This window comes from Bacteroides sp. ET71 (assembly GCF_023336905.1).
Classification (GTDB): domain Bacteria; phylum Bacteroidota; class Bacteroidia; order Bacteroidales; family Bacteroidaceae; genus Bacteroides.
Genome location: NZ_JAMBLS010000009.1, coordinates 53042 through 65191, shown reverse-complemented (window position 1 = coordinate 65191; position 12150 = coordinate 53042). Strand labels below are relative to the sequence as shown.

Annotated in this window: 10 protein-coding genes and 1 pseudogene; 8 read left to right on the top strand and 3 right to left on the bottom strand. The window is 45.3% G+C overall.

Going from position 1 to position 12150, the window contains the following annotated elements; translation table 11 throughout:
* Positions 1–96: 96 nt before the first annotated feature.
* Entirely contained in the window at positions 97–996 is a 900-nt protein-coding gene (locus tag M3090_RS06940; protein WP_249054786.1) for a helix-turn-helix domain-containing protein, read from the bottom strand.
* A 104-nt stretch (positions 997–1100) separates the two neighbouring features.
* On the opposite strand from M3090_RS06940, the gene M3090_RS06935 reads away from it, so the two are divergent.
* On the top strand, positions 1101–2099 hold the full coding sequence (locus tag M3090_RS06935) for an alpha/beta hydrolase (RefSeq protein WP_249054785.1): 999 nt from the start codon (positions 1101–1103) through the stop codon (positions 2097–2099).
* 9 nt (positions 2100–2108) lie between these two features.
* On the opposite strand, the gene M3090_RS06930 is transcribed toward M3090_RS06935, so the two are convergent.
* Positions 2109–2570 (bottom strand): Lrp/AsnC family transcriptional regulator, encoded by a 462-nt coding sequence (locus tag M3090_RS06930; protein WP_249054784.1) that lies wholly within the window; start codon positions 2568–2570, stop codon positions 2109–2111.
* 162 nt (positions 2571–2732) lie between these two features.
* Here M3090_RS06930 and M3090_RS06925 point away from each other — a divergent pair, with 162 nt between their 5' ends.
* Positions 2733–4052 carry an O-acetylhomoserine aminocarboxypropyltransferase/cysteine synthase family protein gene (locus M3090_RS06925; RefSeq protein ID WP_249054783.1) on the top strand — a complete coding sequence of 440 codons (1320 nt, stop codon included), beginning with the start codon at positions 2733–2735 and terminating at the stop codon, positions 4050–4052.
* A 325-nt stretch (positions 4053–4377) separates the two neighbouring features.
* Positions 4378–4779: an HU family DNA-binding protein gene (locus M3090_RS06920; RefSeq protein WP_249054782.1), complete on the top strand. Its 402-nt coding sequence runs from the start codon at positions 4378–4380 to the stop codon at positions 4777–4779.
* 141 nt (positions 4780–4920) lie between these two features.
* Here M3090_RS06920 and M3090_RS15985 read toward each other — a convergent pair.
* Positions 4921–5186 (bottom strand): annotated as a pseudogene (locus tag M3090_RS15985) (hypothetical protein); the annotation flags it as partial.
* A gap of 557 nt (positions 5187–5743) precedes the next feature.
* Here M3090_RS15985 and hisG point away from each other — a divergent pair.
* The 5 genes from hisG to M3090_RS06890 are packed head-to-tail and all read left to right on the top strand — an operon-like array spanning position 5744 to position 12085.
* Positions 5744–6595 (top strand): ATP phosphoribosyltransferase, encoded by an 852-nt coding sequence (hisG, locus tag M3090_RS06910; RefSeq protein WP_249054781.1) that lies wholly within the window; start codon positions 5744–5746, stop codon positions 6593–6595.
* 11 nt (positions 6596–6606) lie between these two features.
* Entirely contained in the window at positions 6607–7899 is a 1293-nt protein-coding gene (gene hisD / locus M3090_RS06905; RefSeq protein WP_249054780.1) for a histidinol dehydrogenase, read from the top strand.
* Positions 7896–8930 carry a histidinol-phosphate transaminase gene (hisC, locus tag M3090_RS06900; RefSeq protein ID WP_249054779.1) on the top strand — a complete coding sequence of 345 codons (1035 nt, stop codon included), beginning with the start codon at positions 7896–7898 and terminating at the stop codon, positions 8928–8930. The genes hisD and hisC overlap by 4 nt, the downstream gene beginning before the upstream one ends.
* Before the next feature lie 7 nt (positions 8931–8937).
* Complete coding sequence (hisB, locus tag M3090_RS06895) at positions 8938–10065, top strand: bifunctional histidinol-phosphatase/imidazoleglycerol-phosphate dehydratase HisB (RefSeq protein WP_249054778.1); 1128 nt, start codon at positions 8938–8940, stop codon at positions 10063–10065.
* Between the two features lie 37 nt (positions 10066–10102).
* The gene (locus tag M3090_RS06890) at positions 10103–12085 is read left to right on the top strand and encodes an alpha-L-arabinofuranosidase C-terminal domain-containing protein (RefSeq protein WP_249054777.1); all 1983 of its coding nucleotides are present in this window, start codon (positions 10103–10105) and stop codon (positions 12083–12085) included.
* Positions 12086–12150 lie beyond the last annotated feature (65 nt).

Genomic DNA, 12150 nt, shown 5'->3' with positions numbered 1-12150 from the left:
TACGATGATTATGGGAATCATGTACGATGATTTATAGAATCATATACGATGATTTGGTGAATACTACCCTATGGTTTTATGCTTAAAGTAATACACTTATTTTCCCTGTATCCGATACTCATTCGGCGTACACCCTGTTACCTTCTTGAACAGCCGACTCAAGTGATGCGGATATTGGAAACCTACTTCGTAGGCAATCTCGCTGACAGTTTTGTTCGTCTCCAGCAGGCGGTCTTTCACTCGGCTGATGATGGCGGAATGGATGTATTCGATGGCCGACTTGCCTGTCTGCTTCTTCACCAGGTCGCCAAAGTAATTGGCGGAGAAGTGGAGCTGGTCGGCACACCAGGCAACGGATGGCAACCCGAGTTCTTCCGGCTTTGGGGAGTCGAAGTACTCATTCAGCAAGGATTCAAAGCGGGTGAGGACATCTGAATTGATGGCTTCGCGGGTGGCGAACTGGCGGTCGTAGAATCGGAGGCAATGATTGAGCAGGACTTCGATGTTGGAGACGATAATGCTTCGGCTGTGTTTATCAATGGAGTGTCGGAGTTCTTCCTCTATCTCATTGAAGCAGTTGAGGACAGTTTGCCGTTCGCGTTCAGACATGTGCAGGGCTTCGTTCACTTCGTAGGAGAAGAAAGTGTAGTCCTTCATCTTCCGCGCCAGCGATGTACCCCGGATGAGGTCGGGATGGAACAGCAGAGCATATCCTTGCGGATGCAACGTCTCGCCGCCGTCATTGATACCGCCCACCTGCCCGGGGGCGATAAACACCAGCGTGCCCTCCTGATAGTCATACTTGCTGCGCCCGTAGGTGATAGGCCCGTGAATCTTTTCTTTCAAGAAGATGGCATAGAAGCCGAAGCATTTACAGCGGTGTGGAAGTACCTCCACTTTCGAGAAATCGACGAAACTCACCAGCGGGTTGAGCGTTTCCAGCCCGAGAAACTTGTTGTAGTCGTGTATCGTCTTCAAATCCACTATTTCACCCATACTTGTTCATATTTTAGTTTGATTGCCCAAATGTACGGATATCTTCCGAAAGGTTGGTGCCTTGCGGCGGGACTTTCTGTAAAATCGGTATAAGATTCTGTGAAATGGGTTTATGGTTGCCGGCCGGGTGGTTCCCCTTCGTCGAAATTGGTGCTTCAATCCGTAATCTGTGTATGGACTTCCCTGTCGTGCTGTTCATCATGCTGTTCGCCACGTTCTGCAAAGTGAATTTATCCACGCCATCCGCTGCAACGGGACATCTTACTACCCGTAGTACCATTGCCGATGTTCTGGCTCACCCGGCTTTCGAGGGTTTTGCGCAGTACATCCTTCCGTTGGAATGGGGCTATGACGAGGCGATGCCACTTTCGCAGGTGGCTCGGCTATTGCCTTACCATAATTATATCGATGCCGGCCGATGCGTGGGCTACATCAACCAGATGATAGACTCCGTGGCGGCTGGGCGCAAGATTTATTACGACTTGGGGCGGCGCGATGCCGGGCTGTTTTTCTTCCGCGGACGGCCCGGAGCACCCTTCGCCGTCATCTGTCCCGGAGGCGGATTCTCGTATGTCGGCTCCATCCATGAGGGATTCCCACACGCCTTGGCGTTGAGCCGGATGGGTTACAATGCCTTCGTCATCCAGTATCAGACGGGCAGCGCACAGACGGCGTGCGAGGACTTGGCTGCAGGCATCGAATACATCTTCCGCCACGTCACGGAGTTGCAGGTCGATACGGCAGGCTATTCCGTGTGGGGCAGTTCGGCAGGAGCTCGGATGGCGGCGTATATCGGTTCTTATGGGACGGCGGCTTTCGGAGCGGCACAGCTTCCCCGTCCGCGCACAGTGGTAATGGCTTATACGGGACATAGTGAATACACCCGGCAAGATCCGCCTACCTATTCGGTGGTGGGGAGCAACGACGGCATAGCCAATCCGAACACGATGCGCCGCCGCACGGAAGCCCTGAAAGCCATCGGCATCCCGGCAGAGTTTCACCTGTGTCCGAACTTGCGCCACGGTTTCGGACTGGGCATCGGGACGAGTGCCGAAGGATGGATTGACGGGGCAGTCCGTTTCTGGGAAGAAAACCGGAAATGAGCTCTCCTGTTACACATTCACCCCATATTCGTGTTTGACTTCATCCATCACGAAAACGCTTTCCAACGAACCCAGATGCTCAATGGTTCCCAATACGTTCAGCACGAACTGCTGGTAATATTTCATGTCCGGTGCATGAATCTTGAGCAGATAGTCAAAGCTGCCGGAGATGTTATAGCACTCGGTTACTTCCGGAATTCCACGGATGATTTGTGCGAACTCCTGCGCTATTTCCCGGTTGAGTCGTGCCATCTTGACGTGACAGAAGATAACGAATCCCTTGCCAAGTTTCTCCGCATCGAGCACGGCGATATATTTCTTGATGTATCCGTTAGTTTCTAACCGTTTGAGACGTTCGAATACGGGAGTGGAAGACAGGCTGACACGGGCAGCAAGTTCCTTCATAGTCAATCGGGCATTCTCCTGTAAAGTACGGAGAATCTGCAAATCGGTTTTGTCTAATGTATCCATTGCCGAAGAATATTATTCTGCCACATGTGCAGAATGGGTTGTTTTACTATGCATTTCATCTAATAGTTAGTGCAAAAATAGATATATTTTCTAAAATCCAAATACATATTGTGTGATTTGCCTATGTTTTATTCCTTTGCATGGAACAAATAATTATGAATTATGGATAATACGAAACTTCATTTTGAAACATTACAGTTGCATGCGGGACAAGAACAGCCCGACCCCACGACCGGCGCACGCGCCGTACCCATTTACCAGACCACTTCGTATGTATTCCGCGATGCGAAACATGCGGCAGACCGCTTTGCCCTGCGTGACGCGGGGAATATCTATGGCCGTCTGACCAATGACACACAGGCCGTGTTTGAAACCCGTATGGCAGCCTTGGAAGGCGGCGTGGCTGCGTTGGCCGTGGCATCCGGTGCCGCGGCGATAACCTATGCCTTGCAGAACATCCTACGTCCTGGCGATCATATCGTGGCGGCAGACAATCTGTACGGTGGGTCGTATAACTTGATTGTACACACGTTAGCAGCTATGGGCATCAACCATACCATTGTTTCCATAAACGACCTCATTGCCCTTGATGCTGCCATCCGTCCGGAAACGAAAGTGGTGTTTGCCGAGACTTTCGGTAATCCCAACTCGGAGGTGACGGATATCCGGGGCGTGTCAGAAGTGGCTCACCGCCATCATGTACCGCTCCTCATAGACAATACGTTCGGCACACCTTTCCTCATCCGTCCCATCGAACACGGGGCGGACATTGTGGTGCATTCCGCCACTAAATTTATCGGCGGTCATGGCACGACGCTTGGCGGTGTGATTGTAGACGGAGGCAGGTTTCCCTGGGCGGAATATCCGGACAAGTTCCCCACGCTGGCACATCCCGAACCTTGCTATCACGGGGCGGTTTTCACCAATGTGGCAGGCCGGGCTGCGTTCGTCACCCGCATTCGTGCCGTGCTGCTGCGGGATACCGGGGCGACATTGGCTCCCCTCAATGCCTTTCTGCTCTTGCAAGGCCTGGAAACACTTTCGCTCCGTGTGGAACGGCATGTGGCTAATGCGCTCAAGGTGGTGGAATTCCTGCACCGTCATCCCGCAGTGGAACGTGTGAATCATCCTTCTCTGCCGGAGCATCCTTGCCATGCGCTCTATCAACACTATTTCCCGAACGGAGGAGGAAGCATCTTTACTTTCGAGATAAAAGGCGGGCAGGACGCCGCCTGGCGGTTTATCGACTCGTTGCAGATTTTCTCTTTATTGGCGAATGTGGCGGACGTGAAAAGCCTCGTCATCCATCCTGCCACCACCACACACTCACAACTCTCATCCGAAGAATTGGCAGCCCAGCATATTACCCCTTCCACCGTCCGGCTCTCCATCGGTACGGAGCATATCGAGGATTTGCTCGCCGACCTGGAGCAAGCTTTGGAAAAAGCGGGAAATGACCAACTTTCTACGGGCATTGAATAGAAGCCCGGTCACCGAAGAAGGCTACCGTAACGAACACGTATCGCTGTGGAGCATCAAGGAAGCGAACAGGCAGTAAAAAAGAGGGGGGCATGTGTTGTTAAACACATGCAAAGTTGACTGACGGAGAAAGGAAGGCTTGCATATATTGTGAGCAAACCTTATCTTTGCATCCAGGTAGTCATCATGCACGATGATGGGTATCATCATATACGATGATAGTAGGCATCATGTACGATGATCCTAGGCATCATGCATGATGATGCTCACCTGGCTGCCGCACTCAGCCAGGATCATCTATGGACTTAACTTAGGAAAGGACGTTAGTATGTATTACAAAAAGCAGAAGATTGGGAAGAAATGGTATCCCCGCTCGTTTACGGCAGGCACGTATGGAACGAAGGACGTGGCCGAGCGTTTGTCGGAAATGTCGACGGTGAGCAAAGGCGACACCTATGCCGTTCTCATGGGATTGGGCGAGGTGTTGGGCGACATGATGGAGATGGGTAACACGGTGAAACTGGACGGGTTGGGCACCTTCTACTTGGTGGGCAACGCCAACGGGCAAGGAGTGGATACGCCCGAGGAAGTCAGTCCGGAGCAATTCCGCAAGGTAACGGTGGCTTTCATTCCCGAATACAGCCGTGCGCAGAACAGCCGGGTGAAGAAACGCACCATCGTCCCCTCGCGGGTGGAATGGACGGAGCTGGAGGGAATGGTGAAGAAATGACTTACTCCACTTGTTTTCCTAAATTACGGCTTCCGATGTGAACAACCAAGTAGGCTATGCCACAATCCTCTTTGTCTAGCTCGGTGGAAAACGGCTTGCTTTACGGACTCCAAAAGTTAGCGTAGATATGGCAAGAAGGCATTAATGCGGAAGATTCTCTTTTGGTGGATATTTGGTGGATATACGGAAATCCAAGTTCCCTTTTGCTGCCCCTTTAGCGCAGACAATCGCTGCAGTGTTTGTCATAACTTGGATATGCTGTAATGTTTTAGGAACTCTTCTGTCCAAAGTTTACCACATTCACGAGATCAAATGGTTTATGATACGGATAAAATCAGATAACAGACGTGCAGGTTTTCTTTCGGGTGGACGGTAACGGGGTATGAAGTCGGCTTCAAGTTCATGAATTGGCGAAGTTACTTCCATTGTCGAGAATATTAATTTCAAGAGGAGGTTACGTACACTGAAAACAGATATTAATATGCATTGTTCGATAATATTTTTTGAAGATCCAGTAAAAAACGTAGTCAAAGTATACGAGTTCGAACTTGATATGTTGACCGTATGGCTGAATGTTTTTTCAATGATAAACAATCTTACGCTATATATGGTTGTAGACAGGAACTGTTAATCTTTTTATTCTGAATACATGAAAAATCTGATATTATTTTATTTTTCGGCGGGTTTACCAAATGTTACTTGTGCTTTCCGAATAAAATAGTTGATAGAGAAAAACTCTTTTCCGTAATATTTTTTTGTTTTTTCCAGATATAAGCTTTATTTTTGTCGCATTGAATATAAGAATTATGAGAATTAGTATCATTCATTGCCATTATCATCATTTTTCCGGCGAGTAAATTCGGTGGGCAATGGACTGATATAATAAAAAGCGAGGCTTACCGATTTGTAACGGAAAGTCTCGCTTTTATGTTATTAAGATGATATTAATAAAAATATTACAATTATGCTAAGAATCGCAGTACAAGCTAAAGGGCGGCTTTATGATGAAACCATGTCCTTTTTGGAAGAATCTGATATTAAATTGAGTCCAACTAAACGCACATTATTAGTGCAGTCGACGAATTTCCCTTTGGAAGTACTATTTCTTCGGGATGATGACATTCCGCAGTCTGTAGCCACAGGTGTAGCTGATATCGGTATCGTTGGTGAAAATGAGTTCGTAGAGAAAGGTGAAGATGCTGAGATTATAAAACGTTTGGGATATAGTAAGTGCCGTTTGTCTTTGGCTTTGCCAAAAGATATAGACTATTCTGGTGTTCAATGGTTTGAAGGGAAGAAAATAGCTACTTCTTATCCGCATATTTTATCTGCCTATTTAGCAGCGCAGAATGTGAATGCAGAAATTCATGTGATTACAGGCTCTGTTGAGGTAGCACCTGGCATTGGATTGTCTGATGCTATATTTGATATTGTAAGTTCAGGCTCAACTTTAGTGAGCAATAGCTTAAAAGAGGTGGAAGTGGTTATGAAGTCTGAAGCTCTACTTATTGGTAATAAATCTTTGGATGACCAAAAGCAGGAGATTTTAAAAGAACTGCTATTTCGTATGAATGCTGTGAAAATGGCTGAAGATAAAAAATATGTTTTAATGAATGCTCCTAAAAGCAAATTAGAGCAGATTTTGGCTGTATTACCTGGAATGAAGAGTCCTACGGTAATGCCTTTGGCACAGGATGGCTGGTGTTCTGTACATACAGTGTTAGATGAGAAATGCTTTTGGGAAATTATTGGAAAACTGAAAGCTTTGGGAGCCGAAGGTATATTAGTACTACCTATTGAGAAAATGATTATTTAAGATAAATATTTATGATACAGATTGATTATCCGGATCGAAGTCTGTGGCCTGATGTATTAAAGCGGCCGGTGATGAATGTAGAAAGCTTGTTTGATACGGTACGAGGGATTCTTCAACGAGTACAGGCGGAAGGTGACAGTGCGGTATTGGACTATGAGTGGAATTTTGATAAAGTCAAGTTATCATCATTGGCAGTAACTGAGGAGGAAATGAAGTTATCAGAAGATTTGATAACTGAAAGCCTGAAGAACGCTATTCATTTAGCTGCTCAAAATATTCATGCTTTTCATGCTGCACAGCGTTTTGCGGGATGCCGAGTAGAAACTCAACCTGGGGTAGTCTGTTGGCAGAAAGCGGTGCCTATAGAACGAGTAGGTTTATATATACCAGGTGGAACAGCGCCTTTGTTTTCTACGGTATTAATGTTGGCTGTACCAGCTAGAATTGCAGGTTGTAAAGATATTATATTGTGTACTCCACCAATGAGAGATGGGAAGGTACATCCTGCGGTTTTGTATGCTGCAAAAGTAGCAGGTGTAAAATATGTTTTTAAAGCTGGAGGTGTGCAAGCTATTGCAGCGATGGCTTATGGCACGGAGACTGTTCCTAAAGTATATAAAATATTTGGTCCCGGAAATCAGTTTGTTACTGCGGCTAAGCAATTGGTCAGTTTACGTGATGTGGCTATTGATATGCCAGCAGGACCGTCGGAAGTTGCGGTATTAGCAGATGAAACTGCAAATCCAGTTTTTGTAGCTGCTGATATGTTGAGCCAGGCAGAACATGGAGTGGATAGTCAAGCAATCTTGATTACCACTTCTCCAATATTGCGTCAGGCAGTTATGGAAGAGATTGAATGTCAATTGTCTCTTTTGCCTCGTCATGATATAGCTGCTTGCTCGCTGAAGCATAGTAAATTGATTGTGGTACATGATATGGATGAGGCTGTGGATTTAGTCAATGCTTATGCACCTGAGCATCTCATTATCCAGGCAAATGAGTATAGATCTATTGCGGAACGAATCATCAATGCAGGTTCTGTTTTTCTGGGATCATATTCAACTGAAAGTGCAGGTGACTACGCTTCAGGCACCAATCATACTTTGCCAACTAATGGTTATGCTCGTGCTTATAGTGGTGTTTGTTTGGATAGTTTCATTCGTAAAATTACATTTCAAGAGATTAGTCCTGTTGGATTGCAACATATAGGTCCTTCCATACAGGAGATGGCTGCAAATGAACATCTGGATGCACATAAAAATGCAGTAACAGTAAGAATGGAGAACTTGAAAAGAAGATTATGAAGACACTACAAGAATTGACTCGTCCTAATATTTGGGCATTAAAACCTTATTCTTCAGCTCGAGATGAATATCAAGGGAAATCAGCTTCTGTTTTCCTTGATGCTAATGAAAATCCTTATAATGGTCCCAACAATCGTTATCCGGATCCATTACAGTGGGATCTGAAGAAAAGCCTTTCTCGATTGAAAGGTGTTGCTCCAGAGCGAATTTTTTTAGGTAATGGAAGCGATGAAGCTATTGATCTCGTTTTTCGCGCTTTTTGTGAACCACGGGAAGACAATGTGGTAGCTATAGAACCGACGTATGGGATGTATTTGGTTTGTGCGGAGATAAATGAAGTGGAATATCGTAAGGTGTTGTTGGATGAACATTTCCAGTTCTCTGCTGATAAAATCTTAAATGCGGCGGATGAACATACCAAACTTATATTTCTTTGTTCGCCTAATAATCCAACAGGTAATGATTTGAATCATTCTGAGATAGAACGCTTGCTTCACCGTTTTGATGGTATTGTGGTATTGGATGAAGCTTATAATGATTTTTCAGAGCAGCCTTCGTTTTTGAAGCGATTGGATGATTTCTCTAATCTTATTGTGCTTCAAACTTTTTCTAAGGCATGGGGATGTGCAGCTATTCGTTTAGGTATGGCATTTGCTTCGGCCGATATTATTAGCGTCCTTACTAAGATAAAATACCCTTATAATGTAAATCAATTAACGCAACAACAAGCTATGGAGATGTTGCATCGGTATTATGAAATAGAACGTTGGGTTACTACGTTGAAGGAAGAACGTGATCATTTAGAAAAAGAGTTTCTTAAATTACCTTGTGTACAAAAGGTCTTTCCATCTAACGCAAATTTCTTTTTGGTAAGAGTAACAGACGCTGTGCAAATCTACAAATACTTGGTCGAAGAAGGCATTATTGTGCGTAACCGACATACAGTTGCCCTTTGTGGAAATTGCTTACGTATTACAGTAGGTACGAAGATGGAAAATGAGACATTGATAAGGGCTTTAAAGAAATACTAATTAGCCTATGAAAAAGAAAGTTTTATTTATCGATCGTGATGGTACGTTAGTAATAGAACCTCCAGAAGATTATCAATTGGATTCATTGGAAAAATTGGAGTTCTATCCTAAAGTCATACGCAATTTAAGCTTTATTCGTTCTAAGCTGGATTTTGAGTTTGTTATGGTTACCAATCAAGATGGTTTAGGTACGGAAGCTTTTCCGGAAGAAACTTTTTGGCCTTCTCATAATTTAATACTCAAAACTCTGGCTGGTGAGGGAGTTACTTTCGATAATATCTGCATTGATCGAAGCATGCCGGCTGATAATGCCCCGACTCGTAAGCCGCGAACAGGAATGTTGAAAAAATATATCAATAGCCCCGACTATGATTTATTGCATAGTTTTGTTATTGGTGACCGTATGACAGATGTTGAGTTGGCATATAATTTGGGATGCTGTGCTATTCTTCTTCAAGAAGATAAATCTATTTTGCAGGGAGATAAAAATTTGGAAAATGTCTGTGTCCTTGCGTCCAAAGATTGGGACCATGTTGCTGAATTTCTTTTTGCTGGTGAACGCAGAGCAGAAGTCAGACGTACCACGAAGGAAACAGATATCCATGTAACTTTAAATTTGGATGGGAGTGGATATTGCCACATTCATACAGGTTTAGGTTTTTTTGACCATATGTTGGAGCAGATAGGAAAACATGGAGGAATGGATCTTGAGATTTCTGTAAAAGGAGATATGGAGGTAGATGAACATCATACGATTGAAGATACGGCTTTAGCTTTAGGGGAGTGTATTTATCAAGCTCTTGGCAGTAAAAGAGGGATTGAACGTTATGGTTATGCTCTTACTATGGATGACTGTCTCTGCCAGGTTTGTTTGGATTTTGGTGGTCGTCCGTGGTTAGTTTGGGATGCAGAGTTCAGACGTGAGAAGATTGGCGAAATGCCCACAGAGATGTTTTTGCACTTTTTTAAGTCGCTGAGCGATGCTGCCCGCATGAATTTGAATATTAAGGCTGAAGGGAAAAATGAGCATCATAAGATAGAAGGTATTTTTAAGGCTCTAGCGCGTGCAATGAAAATGGCAGTGAAACGGGATATCTATCACTTTGAATTGCCCAGTTCGAAAGGAATGTTGTAGTAAATCAGTTAACAATAGTATTTATTATATAGCTAATATGATGAAAAATAAAGGATTAATAGCTGCTCTGTTGATGGGCATGGGAATGACAGTACAGGCACAGACGCATGAATTTGTTATTCAAACAAAAAAACTAGGTGCAGAGATTCAGCCTACTATGTATGGTGTGTTCTTTGAGGACATTAATTTTGCTGCTGATGGCGGTTTGTATGCGGAGTTAATCAAGAACCGCTCATTTGAGTTCCCACAGGCATTTACAGGCTGGAAAGTATTTGGCAAGGTTTCCTTAATGGATGATGGGCCTTTTAATCGTAATCCTCATTATGTCCGATTGGCTCCTGCTGGGCATCCGCATAAACAGACGGGGTTGGACAACGAGGGTTTCTTCGGTATTGGTGTGAAGAAAGGGGAAGAATACCGTTTTTCTGTCTGGGCACGTATCCCTGAGGGAGATACTGCAAGTAAGATTCGGGTAGAATTGGTAAATACAGCATCTATGGGAGAGAATCAGGCATTTGCTACCCAGGAGCTGGTGGTTGATTCGAAGGAATGGAAGAAGTATCAGGTGATATTGAAACCGGAGGAGACGCTGGAGAAGGCTGTTCTTCGTATTTCCTTGGTTTCTCCGCAGTCGGTTGATTTAGAGCATATCTCATTATTCCCAGTGGATACGTGGAAAGGCTATGAGAATGGTTTGCGTAAGGACTTGGTGCAGGCTTTGGCAGATTTGAAGCCTGGTGTTTTCCGTTTTCCCGGAGGCTGTATTGTCGAGGGTACAGATTTGGAGACACGTTATAATTGGAAAAATTCGGTAGGGCCGGTGGAGAACCGTCCTTTGAATGAGAGTCGTTGGCAGTATTCGTTTCCCAATAGGCTGTATCCTGATTATTATCAGAGTTATGGATTGGGATTCTATGAGTTCTTTGTGCTTTCGGAGGAGATTGGAGCCGAACCGCTTCCTGTCTTGAGTTGCGGATTGGCTTGTCAGTTCCAGAATACGGATGAGAGTGCGCATCAACCGGTGGACCAGTTGGATGGTTATATACAGGATGCATTGGATTTGATAGAGTTCGCCAACGGAGGCACGGATACCCGGTGGGGAAAAGTGCGTGCCGACATGGGACATCCGGAACCTTTTCATCTGAAGTATATAGGTATCGGCAATGAACAATGGGGAGAGGAATATCCTGTCCGTCTTAAACCATTTATTGAGGCCATTCGTAAAGCTTATCCGGAGATAAAGATTATTGGAAGTTCGGGGCCTGACTCGGAAGGGAAGCAGTTTGATTACCTGTGGGGGCAAATGAAGCATCTGGGAGTGGATTTGGTGGACGAGCATTTTTATCGTCCCGAATCGTTCTTCTTGAGCCAAGGGGCACGTTACGATACATATGACCGGAAGAAGGGTCCTAAGGTGTTTGCCGGTGAGTATGCATGTCACGGGGTGGGGCGGAAGTGGAATCATTTCCATGCTTCTTTGCTGGAGGCTGCATTTATGACCGGGTTGGAGCGTAATGCTGATATTGTGTATATGGCTACATACGCGCCGTTGTTTGCCCATGTTGAAGGTTGGCAGTGGCGTCCGGATATGATATGGTATGATAATCTGCGTTCTGTGCGCACTGCCAGTTATTATGTGCAGCAGTTATATTCGTTGAACAAGGGTACGAACGTGTTGTCGTTGACTATGGATGGGAAGCCTGTGACGGGTGCCGATGGGCAGGATGGGCTTTTTGCCAGTGCTGTCTATAATAAGCTGACGGATGAGGTGATTGTCAAGGTGGCCAATACGTCTGACAAGACGCAGAGCATTGACTTTATTCTGAAGGGGATGAAGAAGGGTGAGCGGCTTTCAGCAGGACGTCGTATCACATTGTCTACACCGGATGTATATGCAGACAATACGTTGGACAACCCGTCGCTGATTACACCGCGCGAAGAGGCAATACAGGTGTCCGGGCAATCGTTGCATGTAGATTTGGGACCTAATGCTTTTGCTGTGTATATCTTGAAGAAATAGGTATTTATCAGGGGGCTTGCCTCTGCGGGTGCAGCCCCTTATTGATAAGAATTAGGCGTGAATCG

Bases quoted from the DNA above. Each gene is read 5' to 3' on its own strand.
- M3090_RS06920 (WP_249054782.1), top strand. From the start codon at position 4,378: ATGTATTACAAAAAGCAGAAGATTGGGAAGAAATGGTATCCCCGCTCG.
- M3090_RS06890 (WP_249054777.1), top strand. From the start codon at position 10,103: ATGATGAAAAATAAAGGATTAATAGCTGCTCTGTTGATGGGCATGGGA.
- M3090_RS06940 (WP_249054786.1), bottom strand. From the start codon at position 996: ATGGGTGAAATAGTGGATTTGAAGACGATACACGACTACAACAAGTTT.
- hisD (WP_249054780.1), top strand. From the start codon at position 6,607: ATGATACAGATTGATTATCCGGATCGAAGTCTGTGGCCTGATGTATTA.
- hisG (WP_249054781.1), top strand. From the start codon at position 5,744: ATGCTAAGAATCGCAGTACAAGCTAAAGGGCGGCTTTATGATGAAACC.
- M3090_RS06925 (WP_249054783.1), top strand. From the start codon at position 2,733: ATGGATAATACGAAACTTCATTTTGAAACATTACAGTTGCATGCGGGA.
- hisB (WP_249054778.1), top strand. From the start codon at position 8,938: ATGAAAAAGAAAGTTTTATTTATCGATCGTGATGGTACGTTAGTAATA.
- M3090_RS06935 (WP_249054785.1), top strand. From the start codon at position 1,101: ATGGGTTTATGGTTGCCGGCCGGGTGGTTCCCCTTCGTCGAAATTGGT.
- hisC (WP_249054779.1), top strand. From the start codon at position 7,896: ATGAAGACACTACAAGAATTGACTCGTCCTAATATTTGGGCATTAAAA.
- M3090_RS06930 (WP_249054784.1), bottom strand. From the start codon at position 2,570: ATGGATACATTAGACAAAACCGATTTGCAGATTCTCCGTACTTTACAG.